Origin of the sequence: Pseudomonas sp. NFX224 (assembly GCF_048565165.1) — a bacterium.
GTDB lineage: Bacteria > Pseudomonadota > Gammaproteobacteria > Pseudomonadales > Pseudomonadaceae > Aquipseudomonas.
Genome location: NZ_CP183416.1, coordinates 3202048 through 3225157, shown reverse-complemented (window position 1 = coordinate 3225157; position 23110 = coordinate 3202048). Strand labels below are relative to the sequence as shown.

The following is a 23110-nucleotide window of genomic DNA, read 5'->3' as shown; positions in this document are numbered from 1 at the left end:
TCAGTGGAGCAATCAGGTCGGTGCGCGCGGCGGATAGATCCGCGTCGGCAGCCAGAAAATCAGCAGGATCAGCGCCACGGCGACGCCGGCCATGCACAGGTAAAGGTCCGAGGCGGCCAGCACCACGGCTTGTTCATGCAACCGATGGGCAAGGCCCGGAGTGTCGCTGTCGACCAGCGGTGAATTGCCAAGACGGTCCACCAGCATCGTCGAATGAAAGTGCAGGCGCTGGGTGGTCAGGGTTTCCAGCACGCCGGTGGCGATTACCGCCGCCAGGCCTTTCACGGTGTTGAACCAGGACGAGGCGAACGGGCCGTCCATCGGGTTGATGCTCCCGGTCGACAGCATCAGCAACGGCAACACTGCCATCGGCTGCCCGAATATCTGCAGCAGTTGCAGCACGTAGAAGTCGTCGCGAATCCATTCCGAAGTCAGCTGCGAACCGCCGATGCAAGACAGCACCAACATGCTCAGGCCGAGCCCCAGTACCCAACGGCAATCGACCCAGCGCAGGTTGCACAACGCCGCCACCAACGGCAGCGCAATCAACTGTGGCAACGCTGCCAGCAGCGTGATCGGTGCGGTCTGTACCGGGCGATAACCCTGGACCTGCGCCAGATAGCTCGACGGGATAATCACCACCGCCGACAACACCACCAGCACCCCGGCGAGAGTGATCAACGCGAACGACAGGTTGCGGATGCCGAGCATCTGCATCTTGAAAAACGGCACCGGTTGCGACCACTCGTTGATTAAAAAAAGCACCAGCAACAGCACCCCGCCCACCAGCAAACCGCAGATCAGATTCGACTCGAACCAGTCCAGCCGATTGCCCTGCAGGATGCCGATCACCAGCATGCAAATCGCCGGAAAACCCAACAGCAAACCGCGCCAGTTGAACTGTTTGAAACGCTCCAGTCGCAGCGGGTCCTGAGGAATGCCGTAACCCACCGCGACCATGGCAATCAGGCAGGGCACGACGATTTGCCAGAAGGTCCACTGCCAACCGACATACTCGGTCCAGAGCCCGGCCAGCGGCGTGCCCAGTCCCGGGCCGAAAGTGGCGGTCAGGGTATAACCGGCCAGGCCGTACAGTTTCACGTTGGCTGGCAAAAAACGCAGGGCGACGGTCATCAGCATCGGTGGCAATGCGCCGCCGGCCAGGCCTTGCAAGGTACGCAGCACCAGCAGGCTTTCGTAGTTTGGCGCCAGCGGGCACAACACCCCCAACAGCGTGAATGCACTGATGGCGCACAGGGTGAAGCGGCGCAACGAGAACGTCACCGAACACCACGGCGCAAACGCCGCCGCCGCCACCGAGGTGGCGGCGTAGCTGGCAACCAGCCACGTGCCTTCGTCATAGCCGATGGCCAACGCACCACGAATGTCAGCCAGGGCCACCTTGGTCACCATCTCGTTCAGGCCTGAAACCAGCACCGCCAGCAACACACCGACCAAACCAATGACGAGCCGTGGACCAAACACCATGGGCGCGGCAGCCGGCATAGGGGCAGCCAAAGGCACCGAGGCCGTCAAGGAGGTCATCGGTTCTCAACTCCGAAAATAGAAGGTGGCAGTCTACGAATGCCCATCGCTGTCGAAAACTGACTTATCAGCACTTTATAAGTGCGTGGAACGCAGCATTCGAGCGACGGCAATCAAACGAGGACGGACACGCGCCTCGCACAGGAAATGACGGAAAAAACTAACACCGCCGCATCAGTTCAACCACCATCCATAGGTGTTAATGACCCCTTGCGGCCATCAAGGTTGAGCGGCGAGCCAGGTCTCGTCGCAACAGGCTTTCAGCGTTTCACGCAACCAGCGATGGGCGGGGTCATTGTCGAATCGCGGGTGCCAGGCCTGACTGAGCACGATGGTCGGCAACGGAATCGGCAGGGTGAACGAACGCAGCTTCAGCCCCAGTCTACGCACGCTCAACAGCGTCTCCCTGGGCACCGGCAGAATCAGATCGGAATCGGGCAAGGCGAACATTGCCGCATGGAAACTCGGCGCGATCACCGCCACCCGCCGCTCCAGTCCCAACGCATTGAGTGCCGTATCGATCGGCCCGCGGGCAATGCCGCGGCGGGACATGCTGATATGTGAATACCCGGCAAAACGTTCGGCAGTGATCTCCTGATCGAGCAAGGGATGATCCTCGCGTACCAGCCCGACAAACTGGGTGGAAAACAGGTTCTGCACCTTCACTTCCGGCATCCGCGGCCGGTTATTGCTGACGCTGATATCGATACGACCCTCGCGCAACGCCTCGTCATCGCCATCGCCTTCCGGCGCAAAGCGCAATTCGCAATGCGGCGCCTGACGCTCCATGGTGTCGAACAGCTTGCCGCCGTAGATGCCGATGAAAAAGTCGTTGGCGCGAATGCTGAATCGCCGACGCAAACTGCCCAGATCCACCACCCGGGCCGAGTGAAACAATTGCGCAGCATGCTCCACCACATCGCGCACCTGCTCACGCAGCTCCAACGCCTTGGGCGTGGGCACCAGACCTCGACCGGCACGTACCAGGATCGGATCGCCGATGGCCTCGCGAATGCGCGTCAGCGTCCGGCTCATTGCCGCCGGACTCAAATTCATCCGCCGCGCCGCACCCACCACACTGCCCTCGTCGAGTAACGCATCGAGGGCGACCAAGAGGTTCATGTCTGGCAATTGCATGGCGAGCACTCGTGACGGATCGTGGTTGATTCAGACGCAATGCTAGCAAACATCCTCTGGGTGATGTGTCAGCAGCACCGGCCCCATCGCGAGCAGGCTCGCTCCCACTAAGGATCTGATCCGGTCGCAAAGTTTGTGCTGGCCACTATCAGTTTTGATAGTTCTCAGGCCCGGCTCAAGCGAGTAAAACTCAAGACCTGTCCCACTGCCGAGAAGACGCCGATATGAGTCAAGCCAAACCTGTTGATCAAGACAACCGCAGCAGACAACGCGTAGTGCTTCTGGCAACCGACCGCAGCCAATCAATCATTGGTGAAATGGTCGATGGCCAGACCCACACCATCGGTTACTCCGCCTACGGCGAACAATCCGCGCCACAGAAAGTCGAGACAGGTCTGGGCTTCAATGGCCAATTGCGTGAAGCGGATATCGGTTGGTATTTGCTGGGTAATGGCTATCGCGCCTACAACCCGCGATTGATGCGTTTTCATAGTCCGGACAGCTGGAGCCCGTTTCGGGGGGGTGGGTTAAATGCGTATATGTATTGCGTGGGGGATCCGGTGAATCGGGCGGATCCGACTGGGCATGTTCCATGGATAGAGCCCTGGTTTAAGACACTCGCTAGAAACGTAGCCAAATTCATTTTTGGCGGCAGCGACGTTACCGGGCCAAGTCGTACGCGAGCACTCAAGGCAACGGAAAGTACAGGTAGGAAAATGGGTGTTGAACACGGTGATTGGGTAGGGATAAGCAATGTTGGCGGAGCAGTTGCGGCGAGATCACCGACAGTCGTCACCACGGGTAGGTATCCATCGAAGGGAGATGGCAGCACGCATGGAATGCCATGGGGTAAAGACACCCACTTTGCCCAGTATCCATCGACAGGAAGAAATACAACCGCGAATCGCCGTCCTATGGTTTCAGGCCAATATTCCACAACGCCCCACGGTCCCGACGGCTCTAGACGGGGCAGCGTTTGGTCAACAAGAACTACATACAAGGGCTCCCCAGCGCCGGAACCACAAAGAGAACACATGCGTCTACTGGGTACGGATGCTCCGCCGGCTCCGGAATACTGGCCAAAACCTCCTGTGGACTCTGTATTCACCCCCCCACCAGCAGATCTGTTTGATGATCCTGAACTGGACAATCTGAGAACAACATTTGCATTGACGCAAGCAGGGGTGCGAAGAGGTTGAGTATACTGGGCGCAGAGATCCCTCTCACCGCACCATCCCCCACCGTCTAACCGTCACCCTTTCCAACGAATCAAACACCAGATTCTCCACCAGCAACCCAATCAGAATCACCACCGCCAACCCGGCAAATACCTTGTCGGTATACAGCTCATTACGATTCTGAAAAATGTACCACCCCAACCCACCCTTGCCGCTGGTTGCGCCAAACACCAACTCAGCCGCAATCAACGTGCGCCACGCGAACGCCCAGCCGATTTTCAGGCCAGCGAGGATGGATGGCAGTGCTGCCGGGATCAGGATGAACAGCACGAAGCGCATGCCCTTGAGGCCGTAGTTGCGCCCGGCCATGCGCAGGGTTTCCGAGACGCCGAGGAACCCGGCGTAGGTGTTCAGCGCCAGCGCCCAGAGCACCGAATGCACCAGCACGAAAATCAGGCTGTTCTGGCCTAATCCAAACCAGAGCAGCGCCAACGGCAGCAGGGCGATGGCCGGCAAGGGATTGAACATCGAGGTCAGGGTACTGAGCAGATCGCGACCAAACTGCGTCGACACCGCCAGCGTCGTCAGGGCAAACGCCAGGACGATGCCGATCAGGTAACCCTTGAGCAACACCACCAAGGAAATCCATACCTTGCCGAGCAATTCGCCGCTGAGCAGACCGTCGTACAGCGCATGAGCGGTTTGCACGAAACTCGGCAGCAGCAGGTCGTTATTCGTGTAACGCGAAGCGGCTTCCCACAGTACGGCGAGCAAAATCAGGATCAGGCTTTTACGCAGCCAGCCCTGTTGCCACAGGCGTTGGCCGAGGGGTAATTCGCGCTCCAGCGGCACGCTGGCCAGTGGTTGCAATACCGTTTCAAACGCTTCACGCGGGGATGATAAATGGCTCATCGGGCCCTCCTCTCAACTGGCTCAATAAGCGATGCGGATGTCGGTGAAATCCAGCTCGCGTTCGGTTTCCGGCGACTGGTCTTCATCGAACAACAACCGGTGGATACGCCTCGCCGATTCTTGAAACGCCACGCCGCCAAGGCTGTGCAAATCGTATTGATGGCTGTGCACTTCCGCCCTCACCCGACCCGGATGCGGTGACAGCAACAGGATGCGATTACCCACCACCAATGCTTCTTCGATGGAGTGCGTGACGAACAACAGCGTGAAACGCACTTCGTCCCAGAGCAGCAACAGTTCTTCCTGCATCTTGCGTCGGGTCAGCGCATCGAGCGCAGCAAAGGGTTCGTCCATCAACAAGATTTTCGGCTGCATCGCCAGCGCTCGCGCAATCGCAACCCGCGCCTTCATGCCGCCCGACAAGGTGTGTGGATAGGCATCGGCAAACGCCGCCAGACCGACCTTTTCCAGATAGTGCAGCGCCCGCTCTTCAGCCTCTTTGCGCTTGAGGGTTTTCGAGGCCAGCAGTGGAAACATCACGTTCTGTTTGACGGTTTTCCATGGCGGCAGTTGATCGAACTCCTGGAACACCACAATCCGGTCCGGCCCCGGCGCATCGACGCGCTGACCTTGCAGACGAATCTCGCCTTCCACTGGCTGGATGAAGCCGGCGGCGGCTTTGAGCAGCGTCGACTTGCCGCAACCGGACGGCCCGAGCAGGACGAAGCGGTCTGCCGGGTCGATCTCGAAACTCACTTGATGGGTCGCCCGCACCACACGCTGCGGCGTGCGGTATTCGAGGCTGACGTTATCGACCGACAGCAGCGCCTGGGCTGCCGCGATCGGTTTGCTGACCGTGTGGCCTTGCAAGGGGGCGTTCATTTCGGTCAGCTCCCTTGCAGCGGTTTGGCGTCCTGGAAGAAGTAATCCTTCCATGAATCCGGTTTGTTTTTGATCGCGCCGACGTGGTACAGGAACTCCGCCAGCGGATACGTATTTTTCGGCGTGACGCTGAATTCGAACTGCGGGTTGTCGATGATTTTCAGCAACGCGGCGCGGTCGATTTTGGCTTTGGTGACGCGGATGTAAGTGTCGGCTGCCGCGCCTTTATCGTTCTGGGCAAACGTCGCCGCCTCAGTCAGCGCGTCGATGAAGGCTTTGTAGGTTTTCGGGTTTTCGTTGCGGAATTTCTCGGTAGCGAACAACACGGTCGGCGAATTCGGACCCAGCAGATCATAGGTGTTGAGCACCACGTGCACGTTCGGATTGGCCAACGCCTGATCCTGGAACGGCGGGTTGGAGAAGTGCCCGGTCAGCTCTGTGCCGCCAGCCACCAGCGCGGCAGTCGCATCAGGATGCGGCACGGCAATGGTGTATTTGTCGAGGCGGTTGAATTCCTTGTCACCCCACTGCTTGGCGGCGGCGTATTGCAGGAAGCGCGACTGCACCGAAACACCCACGGCCGGCACGGCGATGCGGTCCTTCTCGGTGAAGTCGGCGATGGTTTTGACCTTCGGATTATTGCTCACCAGGTAGTACGGAAAGTTGCCGAGGGACGCCACGGCTTTGACGTTCTGCTTGCCGTGGGTGCGGTCCCAAATGGTCAGCAATGGACCGACGCCGGCACCGGCAATGTCGATCGAGCCCGACAGCAACGCATCGTTGACCGCCGCGCCGCCCGAGAGCTGAGTCCAGTCGACCTTGATGTCGATGCCTTCCTGCTTGCCGTACTTCTCGATCAGGTTCTGATCGCGTACCACGTTAAGCAGCAAGTAAACGATGCCGAACTGTTCGGCGATGCGGATTTCACCTTCGGCGTGGGCCACGGTCGGCGCCACCAGGCTGCCAGCGATCAGGCTGAAACCCAAGCCAATGGCCGCTGCCAGCGGTGCAAAAGGAAGACGTTTGGACATGTTAAAATCTCCGACAAATCAGAAAGGCGCGTCGCCCTGGATGGTGGTGCGATACAGCTTGCGGCGCAGATAGCTGGGGCATCCGGCGGCAAGGTGGATCAGCGAACGGTTGTCCCAGAACACCAGGTCATGGGCCTGCCATTGATGGCGGTAGATGTTTTGCGGCAGCACGCTGTGGGCGTAGAGCTCGGTCAGCAGTTGCTGGCTCTCGTCCTCGGGAAGGCCAACGATACGGGTGGTGAAACCCTCGCTGACGAATAACGCCTTGCGGCCGTTTTCCGGGTGCGTGCGCACCACCGGGTGCACCACCTCGGCGACTTGGGCGAGCTGTTCCGGTGTCAGGGTCGGGCGCCAGTTGCCTTCGAATTTGGTCTCGCTGTAACGCGCCGTGTAGGAGTGCGCTGCGGAACGACCTGCCACCGCTTTACGCAGCGCCAGCGGCAGGTTGTCCCAGGCTTTGTGCATGTCGGCGAACAACGTGTCGCCGCCCTCGGACGGTAATTCCTGAGCGTGCAGCATCGAGCCCAGGCTTGGCAGTTCTTTGTAGGAGAGATCGGAATGCCAGAACTTGCCGGCGTCACCCAGGCCAATGTTCTGGCCGTTCTCGACGACGTTGGAAACGATGAGAATTTCCGGGTGATTCGCCAGCAAAAACTGCTTGAGCACGTGGATTTGCAATACGCCAAATCGGCGGCTGAAATCGATCTGTTGCTCAGGCGTTATGCGCTGGTCGCGGAACACCACGACGTGATGATCCAGGTGCGCACGGTGAATGCGGGCGAAGTCCTGGTCATTGATCGGGCGGGATAAGTCGAGGCCGATGATTTCGGCGCCGACGGCACCGCTGAACGGACGGATTTCAAACACTTGCGGCGCGATGGTCGCGGCGCTTGGAGTAGCGGTAGCTGCAGACATAAATCACTCCCACGCACGGCACGCTCTCAAAGGCGCGCGCGTCGATCAGAAACTCACGGAGGTCCCGTGTTGGTTCGTGTCGTGCGGCGCGCCGATTGGTCGGCAGGTACGCAGGAGAGTGACTTTATAGATATAAGAAGACTATTTTAAATACCGTTAGCGAATAACCATATGGCTGATTTCGCCTATGCTGCTGACAGCATGACGCGGTTCTTCTCAGAGGGATGTTCCATGTTCTACGTGCAACGCAATACAGACGGACAACTGATGCGCGTGGAAGCCGAAGCCTACGCCGAGTCCACGGAAACGCTGCCGGCCGACCACCCCGATCTGCAGGCCTGGTTCGCCAACGAGGTCATGGCCACCAGCGTCAAACAGCTCAAGCAGATTAAACAACTCAAGCAACTGCGCCAGAGTGACCTGGAAATGATCCGGGTGCTCGACGACTTGATCGAAGTACTGATCAGCAAAGGCGTGATTCTGGTCACCGACCTGCCAGCGCCGGCACAGGCCAAACTCATGGACCGGTCCCAGGCCCGGGAGGCGCTGGGGGGGTTGAGTCATTTGGTGGGAGATGACGAGGATGGGTTGATCTGATTCTCTAGTTTCTTATTCGCCTGCTCTGACGCAATCGCTAGCAAGCTAGCCCCCACAGGCGGCCGGTGCCCGCAGATCCATTGTGGGAGCCAGCCTGCTGGCGATGAAGGCCTCACAGACGCCTAAAGATCCAAGCCCCTACCCCCAAGGCTTCGGCTCACCGATCAACCGCCCCTGAACCCCGTAAACCCCCATCTCGCGAATCACCGCCAGTTCGCCCTCGGTCTCGACCCGCTCGGCAATCAACGGCAGATCAATGCTGTGGGCCGCACGCTGAACCGCTTCGATAAACAAGCGCTTGTCGCTCTCCCGATCGATTGCACGGATGTAGCTGCCATCGATCTTCAGGTACGCCAGCCCGAGCCGCGCCAAGTTGCCGATCATGCTGAAACGCCCGCCAAAATGTTGCAGGCTCAAAGAGAACCCGAGCTCGCGCAATCGCCGTGTCAGGTCTTCGAGCACGGCTTGGTCCGGCAGCTGTTCTTCGCCGATTTCCAACGTCAGCCGCGCTCCCAGATTGGAGTGCGAACGCAGCAATTCGAAGACCCCATTCAACGCCTGCGGGTCTTCCAGGGTTGCCGAAGACAGGTTCAGCGCCAGGGACGATTCGTGGTCGGCCATCTGTTCCAGCACCCGCTCCAACATCAAGCGGTCCAGCCGCGCCGTCCAGTCGAACCGCTCCAGCCACGGCAGGAAGCGCCCGGCCGGAATGCTCTGGCCCTGGTCGTCGATCAGCCGTGAAAGCACTTTGTAATGCAGCACCAATTGCGGGTCCTGACTGGCCACGACCGGTTGGAAATACAAGATGAACCGCCGCTGATTCAACGCCTGATCCAGCAAGTTGTGCCAGGCATGGTGATCGTCGCCAACACCGGCCAAGGCGCTGTGATCGAGGCAGATCCAGTTAGAATCGGTCTGGCCTTCGGCCTGCGCCAGCGCCTGGTCTGCCAGCGCGAGCACCGCTTGCGGGGTGTCGCCATACACGAACGGCGCCAGCCCGATCGCGGCGACTGAAGCCACGTCCGTTGCGCCGGTCGCATGCAGGCTGGCCATGGCGCTGTCGAGGTGCTGCGCCAGTTGCAACGCTTCTTCGCGCATCAACCCCGGCGCCAGCACGGCAAATTCGCCACCGCGAATCCGCGTGACCAGGTTCAGGGTTTCCGGGTATCGAGCGCACTCTCGAGACAGTTGCTCGCCGACTGCCTGCAAAAATTCGTCTGTACGTTGACCGCCCAAACGCTGGTTCAGACCCGCCAGATCCTGAACTCGCAGCAACAGCAAGTAACCGGAGCTGGCCTGTTCCGGGTTGCTCACCCGCGCGTTCAATTGCATTTCGAAATATCGACGGTTGGCCAACCCCGTCAGGTTGTCCTGATAGGACTCGACCCGCAGTTTTTCACTGCGCTCGGCCTGCTCCTGAAACAACGCCTTGAGCTTCTCGACCATCTGATTCATGGCCTGCACCACGCGCCGCAATTCCGGCGTGCGTGGCAGTTGCGGCAGGCTGAGAAACTCGCGACGGGCAATCGCGTGGGACTGCTGGACCATGTAATCGAGCGGCTTCAATTGCCGACGCAACAACAGCGCACCCAATATCGCGCTGACCACACCGCAGATCAGCAGCCAGACGAGACTGCCCAAAGCGCTCTGCCACAGCTTGGCCAACGCGAACATCGGATGGCTGACCACCTCGACCCGCGCCGCCTGCTCCCAGCCACGGCTGACAATCGCATCGCCGCCGGCCGGTTCCAGGCCGATCAGTTTGACGAACCAGTCCGGCACGTGGGTATCGGCCGGGATGCCGCTACGCTCCACCAGTGTCTTGTCGTTGGACAGATCGACCACGCGGATGCTCGCGTAGTAACCGCTGTCAAAGATCGAACTGACCAGCAACTCGGTCATCGCCGGGTCGTCGATGTTCGGCGTCAGGGACAGCGCCAGCGCCGTCGCCGCGTCCTGGGCATGGGAGCGTAACTGGTTGACGTATTGGGTACGCGAGCTCTCGAGGCTGACCATGAAGCTGCCGGTGAACGCGACGACCAGGAACAGACAGATAGCGAGCAACAACTGTTTGAACAATGACATCTGTGGGTGTGCTCCTAGTGAGTCGTCTCGAGCGGGAATCCTTCGGCCTGCATTTTTGTCAGGACATCTTGCCAACGGGACAGGCGTTTGGTGTCACCGACCTTCTGGTTGCCCTTGGCACCCGCCAACCACAACCCCTCTGCATTGAAAGAGTAGACCGGCAGCAGATCCGTACGTTGGCTAGCCGGGCGGATATCGTCGATCAGGCTGTCGAGCACCAGCGGCATGGCGTCCGGCGTCGCGTAGTAGGTCAGCACCATGTGCGCGCGGTTCAGGCGCAACGCCTTTACGTAGGTAATGCGCAGCTTGTCACTGGCGACGCCGAGGTGACGCAGGCTGAAGTACTTGGCGATAGCGTAGTCTTCGCAATCGCCGGCGCCTTTCCACAAGGCTTCGATCGGCGTTTCCCAATAATCGGTCTGGTACCACAGGTCGATGTCTTCGACGTAACGCATACGCTGGTTGAAGAACCGGTTGACCCGGTTGAGCTGATCCAGCTCATTCACCTGCTTCTGGGTCGCCAGCAAGTGTTGCCAATCATCAATGCGCTGCTGACCTTCGCCCAAAGGTCCGTACAATGCCTGCGCCCGCCGGCTGATCAGGGAAAAATCCCAATCGGCCAGCACACTGCCCAGCATCATGCCGGCCAGCAGCAACGCGCCGCACAGCCAGCGTAACATCCGGGAGATGGGGAAACGTACCGCCAATGCGAGGCATCCAGGAGAGGCAGGTGGGAGTCAGTTGATGGTGTAGGTTAGCCCGTTAAAAAACAATGGCACGGTGAGATCACCACGGCGCGCTAGACTGAAAGGAAGGCGCTCGGTTACACGTTTGACAAGCCGTCAGGCTGTTACTAGTGTCAGTTGGATCCAAAAATACAACTCAGCCAATCAGGGTGCGTAGTAGTGACACAAAAGCCCAACCCCCTCAGCAGTATCAAGGTTAACGGGCCGATCCCCGCTCATCTGGCACGCTCGGTGATCGAACAAACCCTGCGCTCGGCCATTCTCGACGGCCGCCTGCCTTGCGGTATTGCCCTGCGTCAGCAGGACCTGGCCGATCTTTTCGGTGTCAGCCGCATGCCAGTGCGCGAAGCCTTGCGCCAACTCGAAGCCCAAGCGTTGCTCAACGTGGTGGCCCATAAAGGCGCGGTGGTCGCGCCGCTGGTTCAGGGCGATGCGGCGGAAACCTACGCCCTGCGCATCCTGCTGGAGTCCGAAGCCTTGCGCCTGTCGGTCCCTTTGCTTGAAATCGTCGATCTGGAACGGGCTGCCGGCTATATCGACGCGTTGGAAACGGAACACGATTACACCGAAATCGGCCGGCTCAATCGCCTCTTCCACATGTCGCTTTACTGCAAGGCACCCAATAAACGTCTGCTGATACTGGTGGAAGACGGGTTGAACGAGGAAGAACGCTTCCTGCGCTTCAACCTGGAAGCCATGGGCCTGGGCAAGTTGTCCCAGGAAGATCACCGGGCCATGTTGCGGGCCGCCGAAGAGCGGGATGTCGAAGGCTCGGTGAAGTTGCTCGTACATCACCTCAACCGTGGGGTCGAGGTCATCACCCGTTACCTCAACAGCCCTGAAGCGCAGAGCCGAAAAACCTCGAAGTAGATCAGTGATGAGGGAGCTTGCTCCCTCTCGGCTGTGCAGCAGCCAGACCGTTTGAAGCCGAACGATCCGCTTACAAATCTCCCTCCTCTACAGCCCTCCCCGATTCTGCTGGGTTCGGCGATGGCGGCTGCCTTGAATTACGCTCACTCTGGGGGTGCCGACACCAATGAACGGGCGACGCACCGCCAGCGCGGAGCAGTCCCCGCACCAAGAACCTACGGAAGGAGCCTTGTCACGGGAACGGAAGAATCGGCCTCACCCCGGCCAACTTCCACCCCTCAGATCACGTCAATGCGTTCAATAAGAAAGTTGCTTCGAGTGAGGCATTCACTCTTTACCTTAAATTCTGACTTATATAAGACGGAAGGAGCAGCCACGCCCAAATAAAACTTAAACAGAAAGTCTTATTGAAACTTGTCACATCCAAGAAAGTTAAACTTTAAATATCAAATAAAAAGGACTTGCCCAAGACTTTATTTATGTACTAGTTTTTCTAAGCCGCCATTGATGCTGGCTGCAAAGCCCTGAAGTAGAAATACGAAAATAACTCACACCGATCAATTCGCTTGAGGCATTCGCTCGCCAAAAAAACTTAAAACAACATGACGGGTTTGATCACACCTTCACACTAGACGACCTAGAGGTTCACCAATGAAAACAACTAAAGAGCATCTTGAACAAAAGAAAGCTGAACTGAGTGCGCACCCGATTTTCTCCGAAATACATTCGCTGCCGGTGTTGCAGCGCTTTATGGAAAGTCATGTGTTTGCGGTGTGGGACTTCATGTCGCTGACCAAGCGTTTGCAGCAGGAGCTGACCTGCACGCAATTGCCCTGGCTGCCGCCGCGTGATCCGCAGGCGGCACGCTTGATCAATGAAATCGTGCTGGGTGAAGAATCCGATGACCGCCCGGGCCGGGGTCACTACAGCCATTTCGAGTTGTACCTGGATGCGATGCGTGAAGTTGGCGCGAGTACCGCCGCCGTCGAGCGCTTCGTGGCCCTGCAACAGGAAGGCGTGAGTTACGACGTGGCGTTGCAAAGTATCGAGGTCGATCCGGCAGCTGCACGGTTCGTACGCCATACGCTGCACACCGCATTGCATTCACCGGGCCACAGCGTTGCGGCGGCGTTTCTGCATGGTCGCGAAAGTGTGATCCCACAGATGTTCCAGCGCATTCTCGACGACTGGGGGATCGGCATCGAACAGGCCCCGACCTTTCGCTACTACCTCGAACGGCACATTGAAGTCGATTCTGAAGACCACGGCCCGGCTGCGGAAAAACTCCTCGCCCGCCTGGTCGACGGCAACCCGCAGCGCGAGGCAGACGTGTACGCCAGCGCCATCGCGGCCGTGGAAAGCCGCATCGCTCTGTGGGACGGCCTGCGCCTGAGCATGAGCGAATCACTGGCGGAGATGAACGCATGAACGCCGCCGACTATCTGTCGTTCGCCGACGCCTGGGAAAGCCGCGCCACCATCCGCACCCGTCCGCGTCGCCTGCTGGAGAACGACGACAAACTGATCTATCCCTTGAGCCGGCAACCGCTGGTGCTCAGTGAGACGTTTCTGCGCGAATGCCCGGAGCAGCGCGACTTCGCTCTGGTGCAGACGCTCTACAAATTCATCAACGACGTGGTGATCTTCGAAACCGAGATCGTCGACAAGACCGCCCGCAGCATCGCCAAGAATCGCTTCGCCGTGGCGTTCCCGTTCGCCTGTCGCTACGACGCGATGACCGTGGTGGTGGATGAGGATTACCACGCGCTGGTGGCGATGGACTTCATGCAGCAGACCGTCGCCATGACTGGCATCACGCCCATCGAGTTGCCCGACGAGATCGAGTTGAGCCGGGCGATTCCGGCGGCTATCGCACTCGCGCCGGAGCATCTGCGCAGTGCCGTGGAGCTGATCTGCGTGGCCATCGCCGAGAACACCGTGACCGGTGATGTGGCGGCGTTCGCCAAGGACGACACGGTCAAGCAATCGATCAAGGGCTTGATGGCCGACCACTTGCTCGACGAAGGCCGGCACTCCGGATTCTGGTCGCGGATGGTGCGCATCTACTGGCACACCGCAAGCGACGACGACCGCCAATGCATCGCGAAAATCCTGCCAGTGTTCATCGGTCACTACCTGACCAACGACATCCAGAAGTCCTTCGACTTTCGCCTGATCGACGCCTTGCAGATCAGCGACGCCGCACGCCAAGCACTCAAGAACGAGGTGTCCGGGTTGGCCTTCCCGATCAACCGGCATCATCCGCTGGTGGCCAACATCGTGCGGTTTTTCCGCAGCAGTTCGCTGCTCGACTCGCCGTGCGTGCAAAACGCCTTGAGCGACTACCTGATTTGACGAGGAACCCGTCATGAGACGTCTCGACATTCTGCTCGCTGGACAAAGCCAGGCCCTGACCGACTTGGCGCTGGAACTCGAACAACACGGTCATGCACTGACGCGGATAACGACACTCGACGACCGAGCGCCGGAGCACCCAGATCTTGTGATCGATGATGCCAGCCTGCCTGCGCAGGTTTTCAATGAGGCACCGCACCTGACACTGCAACTGGGCATCGGCCTATCGAGCGCATCTGGATTGCCTTCGCTGGATCTGCTTTGCACCGTCGGCTCCACGCTACTCTCTCGCGTGACGATCGCCGATGAATCTTCGGGCAACGGTCAGGCGCTGCGTCTGCGAGCGGTGGCGGAGCTGGTGGATCACGTGGCGCTGCTGGTCAGCCGTTACTCCCGGGATGCCGGGTATTTTCAGCTTTGCGAGCCCACCGCTCCCGCTCACTTCGACACGCTTGAAAACCTGCTGTTTCTCGACAGCCTGGCGTTCGTTCATCGCCGTAATGCGACCGCCGAACCACGGTTGCTGGAACTCGCTCAAGTGCCGATGATCGAGCGACTTGAACAGCGCTTCGTTCAGAGCGGCGAGCGACTCGCGTTGAACATTGCCGGTGCCAGTCTCGACTATCGCCAACTGCACGCAATGAGCCGTGCAATTGAGCAACGACTGCAGCCTTTGCTCGATCAGCAGGAAGGTCCGTTGGTGGTCGGAATCTGCCTGCCAAAATGCAGTGCATTGTATGCGGGGATTCTGGCGATCCTGGGCAGCGGCGCGGTGTACCTGCCGCTGGAGCCGAGCCATCCGTTGCAACGTCAGCAGTACATCCTGTCGAATGCCGGCGCGGTGTTGCTGCTGCATGACGGGCAGCATCCGCTTGCAGCCCAAATGCCGGGCCTCGACATCACCGCTATCGACGTTGAAGCGGTGAATCCGGCGCTACCGCTGATGCGCCAGCGCCCTGCTCTCGACGCGCCGTGCATGGCGCTTTATACCTCGGGCACCACCGGCCATCCCAAAGGCGTGTTGCTCAGCCAGGCCAACCTCGCTCACTTCAGCGCGTGGTACGCCGACTATGTGCAACTGACCGAACAGAGTCGGGTGCTGCAATTTTCTTCGCTGAGTTTCGACTCGTCGCTGATCGATATTTTCCCGACCCTGCTGCAGGGTGCCGAGCTGGTCGTGCCCAGCGACGACCAGCGTCGCGACCCGCTGCAACTGGTCGAGTTGATCCGTCATCAGCAACTGAGCCATGCCTTTGTGCCGCCCGCGCTGTTGAGCATTCTGCCGCTGGAACAATTGCAAAACCTCAACCACGTAATGACCGGCGGCGATGTCTGCGAGCCTTGGGTCATCCAGCAACTGACCCGCCAGGGCAAGCTCTACAACCTCTATGGTCCAACCGAAGCCACGGTGCTGATCACCGCGCGACGACTGCAATCCGGCGACAACAACCGGACGCTCGGCGATCCGATCGCCAACAGTCAGGTGCTGATTCTCGACGAGGATTTGCAACCGGTGACCGAGCAGACCGTCGGTGAGTTGTACATCGCAGGTCCCGGCGTGTGCCTGGGTTATCTGAACAACCCGCAGCAGACCGCCGAACGCTATCTGAACCTGCTGTTGCCCGGAGGCCGAAACCTGCGTGCCTATCGCACAGGCGACATGGCGAAGTGGACGAGCGAAGGCATCGAGCTGTGCGGAAGGCGCGACAATCAGGTGAAGATTCGCGGCTTTCGGGTCGAGCCGGAAGAGATCGAACGCTGCCTGCGCGACAGCCAGTTGTACCGTCAGGTGGCGGTGGTCATCGACAGCCATCGGCGGATTCTGGCCTTCCTCGCCCAACCTCAGGAAGACCGGACCGGGGCGGCTCGTGATGCACTGAAGGCCCACGCCATACAGTTTCTGCCGGACTACATGCAGCCTGTAGCGTGGACGGAACTGGCGAGCATGCCGTACGCCAGCAACGGCAAGGTCGATCGCAAGGCATTGCTGGAGCTGCCGGTCAGCGTCAGCGAAAACACCACCCCATGTCTGCCCGCCAGTGCCGATGAAGCGCTGTTGCTGGATATCTGGGCTGAGCTGCTGGAGTTGCCGGCCAGCGATATTTCCACCGACGAAAGCTTCTTCAATCTGGGCGGGCACTCGATCCTGCTGTCGCGCATGCTCCTGCGTTTGCGCGAAGAGTTCGGTCGCAGCATTTCGATCAACCGCTTCATCGAACTACCCACTATCGCCAAATTGGCAACACTGGTGCGCGGCTCCGGCAGCGAGGAAGTATTGAGCGAACAAGCGATGATCGATGCCTCGCGCGCACTGGATGTGCAGCCACTGCCGACCAGCTGTATGGGCGATGCACACAAAGTGATCGTCACCGGCGCCAACAGCTTTGTCGGCGTTCATATTGTCGAAGCGTTGTTAGCGCGGGGCGTCATTGAGGTCGCCTGTCTGGTTCGCGACGGCAATGGGCGATCGGCTGTCGAGCGGTTCGCTCAGGCGTTGCACGAGAACCGTCTGGAGCATCTGGACCTGAGTCGAGTACGGGTCTACGCAGCGGATATCACGCGCCCGCAATTGGGGTTGGCCGACGAGGTTTACGAGCGACTGGATCGAGAGTTCGGCGCACTGGTGCACAACGCCGCCAACGTCAATCACGTCCTCGACTATGAGTCGCTGGCACGGGACAACGTCGAGCCTATATTCGAATGCCTACGGCTGTGCGAAGGGCGCAGTAAAAAGATCTTCAATTTCGTCTCGACGCTCTCGGCGTCCAGCACGATTTCCGCCGATGGCCGAGTTCTTGAACTGCCCGCCGCGCAGACCCCACCGATCTACATCAAGAACGGCTACAACCTGTCCAAATGGGTCGGCGAACGAATCCTGGAACGCGCACGGGAACGCGGTGTGCAGGTCAATCTCTATCGCCCCGGCAACATCAGTTTCAACAGCCTCACGGGCGTGTGCCAGCCGCACAAGAACCGCTTGATGTTGATGCTCAAGGGCTCGATCCAGCTTGGCCAGGTCCCGGAGTTCGCGCTGAATTTCGACCTGATGCCGGTGGATTTCCTCGCCCGCTTCATCGCCTTCCATGCGAGCCGGTATCAGCCGGATAAACCGGTGTTCAACCTGCACAACCCCGAGCCGCTGAGCTGGGACAGTTATGTAGCGTCCTTTCGCGAAGCGGGGCGGGAGTTCTCTCTGGTCAGCGTCGCCGACTGGCAGCAGCAACTGGGCCGGGTCGACAGCGACAACGCGCTGTTTGGCGTACTCGGTTTTTATCTCAACGGCTTCGAGGAAGACATCGGCGACATCTCGATGATTGGCCACGACAACGCCCAGGCCGGCGTGTGGCAGATGGGCGCGCGCTATCCGGAAAAATCCCCGGCGCTGCTGCGGCGCGGCTGCGACTACCTCAAGGAAATCAATTTCATTTGATTCATCCCAACCCAGCACGGAGCAAAACCATGAACACTCTGCAACCCGATACCCTGATCAAAAATCCGCAAGGCTGCCACGTCGTGTCCTCGGTGGAAGTCCCCGTCGATGCCGCACAGGTCTGGGCCGTTGTCGGTAACTTTGCCGGTTTCGACCGGTTCATTCCGGCGCTGTCGCACATCGAAATGACTGGCGAGGGAGTGACGTCCCTGCGCAAGAAATTTTTCAAGGACGGCAACCTGGTGGTCGAGCAACTCAACTCCCGCGACGATCAGGCGCTGAACATGACCTGGACCACGATCTACAACACCTTGGGCGTAGCGAACCTGTGGGCGGCGATGCGTGTTGAGCCGCTGGATGCGGACAAGTCGCGGGCGACCTGGACCATCATTGCAGAACCCGCTCAGGGCGGCGCCGAAGCACTGCCGGGGTTCAAGGATTTCGTCCAGGGGTTTGCCGATGATGCGATGAGCAATGTGTTGAAGTTGTTTGTATAAGGCATTCGTTCAACGGTGACGGATAAAGCGCTATCAAGAGCAGGCTCGCTCCTACAGGATTATCCATGTGGGGGCGAGCCTGCTCACAATTGAACGATGACGCGGTCTGACGGAGTTTCACAGCAGTTGCAAATTCCCCATCCCTTGATGACAATGCGACTAATTATCATTTGTGACGTCCGAGCAGTCGCGTTCATGTCCTCACCCGAGTTTGCAGTACAGGTGCTTTACAGCAGCCATCACCGATGGCTCAACGCGTGGCTGCGTGCTCGCCTGGGCAATGCCGCCGATGCTGCTGATCTGGCTCAGGACACCTTTGTCCGTCTGCTGCAAAGAACCGAACGCCTGGAGCTGAAAGCCCCTCGCGCTTTTTTACGCACCATTGCCCGAGGCTTGGTGATCGACCATTGGCGTCGCGAAGAAATCGAACGCGCGTATCTGGAAACCATCGCCCATCTGCCTGAAGCCGAAACGCCAAGCGCCGAATCCCGTGCGTTGGTGCTCGAATTGCTGGAAAGCATCGCCCGCATGCTTGAAGGATTGAAGCCGAAAGTGCGTCAGGCATTTCTGCTGGCGCAGTGCGAAGGCTTCACTCATAAACAGATTGCCGAACGGATGGGATTGTCACTGCGCTCGGTGGAGCGCTATGTCGCCGATGCGCTTTTCCATTGCTACACGTTGCGGTATCAAGCGTGACGCCTGTGGATAACTTGTCGTTGAACCGGCACGGTGAACCGCCGCAACAGGTGGTCAAGCAGGCCATCAACTGGCTGCTGCGTCTGCGCAACAACGCTGCCAACTCAAAGCTGCGTCAGCAATGCGATGTCTGGCGCGCCGCACACCATGAACACGAACTGGCCTGGCAGCGGGTGCAGTCGCTGCACTCAGAGTTGAGCAATAACTTGCGCGCCGTGTCTGGCGCGCAAGTCGCTTTCAACACGTTGGAAAACAGTGCTCAGGGATTGGGTCGACGCCAGGCGATGAAGTTGCTGTCGGGCGCAGTGCTCATGGGCTCGGCCGCGTGGCTGGGCAAGGATGCTATCGGCTGGCAGCAATGGAGCGCCGACTTCGCCACCGCCACGGGTGAACGCCGGGCTTTCCAGCTGCCGGACGGCACGCGGCTTGAACTCAACACCGACAGCGCCGTGGATCTGGATTACACGCCGCAGCAACGGCTGATCAGGCTGACCCGCGGCGAAATTATCGTCACCTGCGGCGGCGCCGATGAAGGGGCTTCTTTCGATCGTCCCATGCGAGTTCACAGTCGTCACGGTGTGTATGAAGGCGTGGGCGCGCGTTTCATCCTGCGTCACGAGGCCAACTGCACGCGGCTCAGCGTTACCAATGGTCAAGTGGTGATTCATTCGCCATTGGGTGCCGATGGCCAACCGATAACAGCTCAGGCCGGTCATAGTTACTTGATAGATCACCAGCAGGCGAGGTTGGCGCCGCCGCTGGACATGGATGTCGGCGCTTGGACGGACGGGTTGATCGTGACCCGCAACATGCGCTTGGGGGATTTCCTTCAGGAGGTCGGACGCTATCGCCACGGCTACTTGACGTGCGCGGCCGACATTGCCGACTTGCGACTTTCCGGGGTTTTCCGCCTGGAGGACACCGACAAGTTGCTGGCCATCCTGCCGCAGACCCTGCCGGTGCAGCTGCGTTATCGCACCCGCTGGTGGGTGACGCTGGAGCGTCAAGTCTGAACAACTTTTTTGGCGGGTTTTCCGAGCAAGTCCGGCTTAGTCAGTAAGCACTTCAACTCAGCCTCAGCGACTTCCTACGGAAACCGACAATGACTGCCCGCTCCATCAGTAAGAATCCTCTTCATTTCACGGCGAAATCAGGCGTCTTGCGCCATGCCGTTCGTGCCGCTCTGTTCTCCACCGCATTGGGTGTCGGCCTTGTTCCGAGCATTGGCCATGCCGCCGAGGGTAGCGAGGCCAGCAGCCAACGCTTCAGCATCGCTGCCGGGCCGTTGAGCGATGTTCTCAATCAGTTTGCGCGTCAGGCCGGCATCACCTTGTCGATGACACCGGATCAAGTCCAGGATCATCAATCACCGGGTTTGCAGGGTGAATATTCGGCGGATCAGGCCTTGAGCCATTTGCTCAGTGGTTCGGGCCTCATGGCCGTTAGCCCGGATGGCAGCAGCTATGTGCTGCGACCGGCCAGCAACAGCGGAGCACTGGCGCTGCCGACCACGGACATCAAAGGCTTTGCCCTCGGTAACGCCTTGGGCAGCATGGAAGGCTACAACGCGACGCACAGCCAGATCGCCACCAAGACCAGTACCGCATTGCTGGAAACATCGCAAAGCGTGTCCGTCGTCACTCGCGAGCAGATGGACGACCAAGGGTCGCAAACGGTATCGCAGGCTATGCGCTATACGCCCGGCGTGCTGACCAATCCTTACGGCGCGACCCACCGCTACGATTACGTGGCCATGCGCGGCTTCAACGATGGCTCGGTGGATAACATCTACCTCGATGGCCTCAAATCCATGGGGGATAGCGGCACTTACAGCACTATGCAGGTCGACCCGTATTTCCTTGAGCGCGTCGATATTCTCAAAGGGCCTTCATCGGTGCTTTACGGTCGCAGTTCACCCGGAGGCCTGGTGGCGCTGACCAGCAAGAAACCGCTGTATGAGCCTTATCATCAGATTCAGGCCACCGTAGGCAATCAGGGCCAACGTGGCATGGGCTTCGACTTCAGCGGCCCTGTGGATGACGACAAGCGCATTGCCTATCGCCTGACAGGTCTGGCGGATCAGTCCGACACACAGTTCGATCACAACGAGGAAAAACGCTTCGCCCTCGCGCCAACGGTCAGCATCGATTTCACCGAAGACACTTCGCTGACTCTGCAGGCTTATCTGCAACACGACCCCGATGGCGGCTATCACGGTGGCGTCCCGGCCGATGGCACCCTTCACCAGCGCAACGGCAATCGAATTTCCACACACTTCTTCGAAGGCGAACCGAGTATCGATGGCTACGAACGCGACCAGCAGTCCTTCGGCTATCAGTTCGAGCATCGCTTCAACGACGTCTTCACTGCGCGGCAGAACTTTCGTTACCTCGACTCCAAAGTGAACATGGATCAGGTCTACGCCTATGGCTGGACCACACCGACCAGCAACGAGCTGAACCGCTACTACACCGGTGGCGATGAGAGGCTGCATGCGTTCATCGTCGACAACATGCTGCAAGCGGAATTCTTTACGGGTGCCACCAAGCACACCGTATTGCTGGGCGCGGACTACCAGCGGCGCAAGACCGTGGTTGACTGGACCAGCGGCGGCCTGGCGCCGATCAATGCGTTCAATCCGGTGTACGGCAACTCGACGATCGACCTTTACGGCGAGACCAGTTACTTGCGTCGCCTTGAGCAGACCGGCGTCTACCTGCAAGACCTGATCGAGATGGATAAGTGGCGTTTCTCCCTCGGGGTGCGCCAAGACTGGGTTGAAACCTCCGATGAGAATCGGTTGGCGGAAACCGGACGCCCGCAAGGCACCGAAATCAATGACAAGCGAACCAAGCTGACCGGGCGCGCCGGAGCGCTGTACCTGTTCGACAACGGTATCGCGCCGTATATCAGCTATTCCGAGTCGTTCAACCCGAACTCCTACTCGGACAGCGCCGGGAATCCGCTGGCACCTACCGATGGCACACAGTGGGAAGTGGGCTTGAAGTATCAGCCACCAGGCACTGAGAACCTGTTCACTGCATCGCTGTTCCGCATCGATCAGGAAAACCTGGCGACCAAACTGCCGCAGGAAAACTTCTATCGCGCCGTAGGTGCAGTCCGCTCCCAGGGTCTGGAACTGGAAGCGCACATGCAACTGACCGACAACTTGAAAGTACTCGGCAGCTACACCTTCACCGACATCGAATACTCTAAGTCGATGATCAGCACGTTGAGTACCGCTACCGACGTGATCGAGAACAAGGGCAACTCACCGACCCAGGCGCCGCGGCATATGGCTTCCATCTGGGCTGACTACGCATTCGACAGCGCAGCACTGGCGGGTCTGCGTCTGGGCGGCGGCGTGCGATATGTGGGTTACAGTTGGGCCGATGCGGAGAACACCATGAAAGTGCCGTCGTATACCTTGTTTGACGCCTCTGTCGGCTATGACCTGGGCAAGGTTGGGTTGAAAGGCGTGGATGTACGCCTGAACGCGAACAACCTGACCAATGAGTCCTATGTGGCCTCTTGTGCCAGCCTGAACTTCTGCTACATGGGTGAAGAGCGTAATGTCGCCGCGACGGTGAGCTACCAGTTCTAAGCATTTCTCTCACACACACATGAAAAAGCCAGCCCCTGAATCCAGGGGCTGGCTTTTTTACGTCTATGGTTTTTTGCAGGCCCGGAACGACAAAACCCCTGCCTGCATTAGCAGACAGGGGTTTCGGAATTTAATCTTGACGATGACCTACTCTCACATGGGGAAACCCCACACTACCATCGGCGATGCATCGTTTCACTGCTGAGTTCGGGATGGGATCAGGTGGTTCCAATGCTCTATGGTCGTCAAGAAATTCTGTGTGCCGACCCGTCTGTAGCGACGTGTCAGCGAATTCTTGATGTTTCTACTATAAAGACAAAACCCCAACTGCTTTCGCAATTGGGGTTTCGGAATTTAATCTTGACGATGACCTACTCTCACATGGGGAAACCCCACACTACCATCGGCGATGCATCGTTTCACTTCTGAGTTCGGGATGGGATCAGGTGGTTCCAACGCTCTATGGTCGTCAAGAAATTCGGGTACTGACTCGTGACCAGATGGTCTCGCTTCAGCAAATTGGGTATGTGATAGCTTTCGGTGTTTTGCGAGCATCGAACTTTCGGTTCATTGCGTCTTCACACACCGCAATCTGGTCTCTCTCGTTTCTTCAACGAGGAGCGTCAAATTG

The 23110-nt window shown here is 58.9% G+C and carries 18 protein-coding genes and 2 rRNA genes; 10 read left to right on the top strand and 10 right to left on the bottom strand.

Annotated features, from left to right (window positions below; translation table 11 throughout):
* Positions 1–12: 12 nt before the first annotated feature.
* Together ACNYC6_RS14480 and ACNYC6_RS14475 are read right to left on the bottom strand one after the other, a co-directional pair.
* Positions 13–1545, bottom strand: coding sequence for an MFS transporter (locus ACNYC6_RS14480; protein ID WP_419712838.1), 1533 nt, complete (start codon positions 1543–1545; stop codon positions 13–15).
* A gap of 219 nt (positions 1546–1764) precedes the next feature.
* Positions 1765–2682 carry a LysR family transcriptional regulator gene (locus tag ACNYC6_RS14475; protein ID WP_419712837.1) on the bottom strand — a complete coding sequence of 306 codons (918 nt, stop codon included), beginning with the start codon at positions 2680–2682 and terminating at the stop codon, positions 1765–1767.
* Positions 2683–2906: 224 nt separating this feature from the next.
* Between ACNYC6_RS14475 and ACNYC6_RS14470 the strand changes: the two genes are divergently transcribed.
* Positions 2907–3881 (top strand): RHS repeat-associated core domain-containing protein, encoded by a 975-nt coding sequence (locus ACNYC6_RS14470; protein WP_419712836.1) that lies wholly within the window; start codon positions 2907–2909, stop codon positions 3879–3881.
* A 24-nt stretch (positions 3882–3905) separates the two neighbouring features.
* On the opposite strand, the gene ACNYC6_RS14465 is transcribed toward ACNYC6_RS14470, so the two are convergent.
* From ACNYC6_RS14465 to ACNYC6_RS14450, 4 genes are read right to left on the bottom strand one after another with little or no spacing between them, the layout of a single operon-like run.
* On the bottom strand, positions 3906–4772 hold the full coding sequence (locus ACNYC6_RS14465) for an ABC transporter permease (RefSeq protein WP_419712835.1): 867 nt from the start codon (positions 4770–4772) through the stop codon (positions 3906–3908).
* Positions 4773–4793: 21 nt separating this feature from the next.
* Positions 4794–5654 carry an ABC transporter ATP-binding protein gene (locus ACNYC6_RS14460; protein WP_419712834.1) on the bottom strand — a complete coding sequence of 287 codons (861 nt, stop codon included), beginning with the start codon at positions 5652–5654 and terminating at the stop codon, positions 4794–4796.
* A gap of 5 nt (positions 5655–5659) precedes the next feature.
* Entirely contained in the window at positions 5660–6685 is a 1026-nt protein-coding gene (locus ACNYC6_RS14455) for an ABC transporter substrate-binding protein (RefSeq protein WP_419712833.1), read from the bottom strand.
* Between the two features lie 18 nt (positions 6686–6703).
* Positions 6704–7600: a TauD/TfdA dioxygenase family protein gene (locus ACNYC6_RS14450; protein WP_419712832.1), complete on the bottom strand. Its 897-nt coding sequence runs from the start codon at positions 7598–7600 to the stop codon at positions 6704–6706.
* A gap of 231 nt (positions 7601–7831) precedes the next feature.
* Here ACNYC6_RS14450 and ACNYC6_RS14445 point away from each other — a divergent pair, with 231 nt between their 5' ends.
* Positions 7832–8197, top strand: a complete 366-nt coding sequence (locus ACNYC6_RS14445; RefSeq protein WP_419712831.1) for a tryptophan synthase subunit beta — start codon at positions 7832–7834, stop codon at positions 8195–8197.
* Positions 8198–8335: 138 nt separating this feature from the next.
* On the opposite strand, the gene lapD is transcribed toward ACNYC6_RS14445, so the two are convergent.
* A complete protein-coding gene (gene lapD, locus ACNYC6_RS14440; protein WP_419712830.1) occupies positions 8336–10282 on the bottom strand; it encodes a cyclic di-GMP receptor LapD in 1947 nt (648 codons plus the stop codon).
* Between the two features lie 14 nt (positions 10283–10296).
* Positions 10297–10989, bottom strand: coding sequence for a cysteine protease LapG (gene lapG, locus ACNYC6_RS14435; RefSeq protein WP_419712829.1), 693 nt, complete (start codon positions 10987–10989; stop codon positions 10297–10299).
* A gap of 198 nt (positions 10990–11187) precedes the next feature.
* On the opposite strand from lapG, the gene ACNYC6_RS14430 reads away from it, so the two are divergent.
* The 8 genes from ACNYC6_RS14430 to ACNYC6_RS14395 all read left to right on the top strand — a co-directional run bounded on the left by ACNYC6_RS14430 (position 11188) and on the right by ACNYC6_RS14395 (position 22479).
* Positions 11188–11898 (top strand): GntR family transcriptional regulator, encoded by a 711-nt coding sequence (locus ACNYC6_RS14430; RefSeq protein ID WP_419712828.1) that lies wholly within the window; start codon positions 11188–11190, stop codon positions 11896–11898.
* A 651-nt stretch (positions 11899–12549) separates the two neighbouring features.
* On the top strand, positions 12550–13326 hold the full coding sequence (locus tag ACNYC6_RS14425; protein WP_419712827.1) for a DUF3050 domain-containing protein: 777 nt from the start codon (positions 12550–12552) through the stop codon (positions 13324–13326).
* Complete coding sequence (locus ACNYC6_RS14420; protein ID WP_419712826.1) at positions 13323–14252, top strand: diiron oxygenase; 930 nt, start codon at positions 13323–13325, stop codon at positions 14250–14252. Before ACNYC6_RS14425 ends, ACNYC6_RS14420 begins: the two co-directional genes overlap by 4 nt.
* A gap of 13 nt (positions 14253–14265) precedes the next feature.
* On the top strand, positions 14266–17682 hold the full coding sequence (locus ACNYC6_RS14415) for an amino acid adenylation domain-containing protein (protein ID WP_419712825.1): 3417 nt from the start codon (positions 14266–14268) through the stop codon (positions 17680–17682).
* Positions 17683–17711: 29 nt separating this feature from the next.
* Complete coding sequence (locus ACNYC6_RS14410; protein WP_419712824.1) at positions 17712–18179, top strand: SRPBCC family protein; 468 nt, start codon at positions 17712–17714, stop codon at positions 18177–18179.
* A gap of 195 nt (positions 18180–18374) precedes the next feature.
* Positions 18375–18875 (top strand): sigma-70 family RNA polymerase sigma factor, encoded by a 501-nt coding sequence (locus ACNYC6_RS14405; RefSeq protein ID WP_419712823.1) that lies wholly within the window; start codon positions 18375–18377, stop codon positions 18873–18875.
* Positions 18872–19888: a FecR domain-containing protein gene (locus tag ACNYC6_RS14400; RefSeq protein WP_419712822.1), complete on the top strand. Its 1017-nt coding sequence runs from the start codon at positions 18872–18874 to the stop codon at positions 19886–19888. Before ACNYC6_RS14405 ends, ACNYC6_RS14400 begins: the two co-directional genes overlap by 4 nt.
* Positions 19889–19977: 89 nt before the next feature.
* On the top strand, positions 19978–22479 hold the full coding sequence (locus tag ACNYC6_RS14395; protein WP_419712821.1) for a TonB-dependent siderophore receptor: 2502 nt from the start codon (positions 19978–19980) through the stop codon (positions 22477–22479).
* A gap of 134 nt (positions 22480–22613) precedes the next feature.
* On the opposite strand, the gene rrf (ACNYC6_RS14390) is transcribed toward ACNYC6_RS14395, so the two are convergent.
* Both rrf (ACNYC6_RS14390) and rrf (ACNYC6_RS14385) read right to left on the bottom strand, forming a co-directional pair.
* Positions 22614–22729 (bottom strand): 5S ribosomal RNA (rrf, locus tag ACNYC6_RS14390).
* Positions 22730–22837: 108 nt separating this feature from the next.
* Positions 22838–22953, bottom strand: a 5S ribosomal RNA gene (rrf, locus tag ACNYC6_RS14385).
* Positions 22954–23110: the final 157 nt, after the last annotated feature.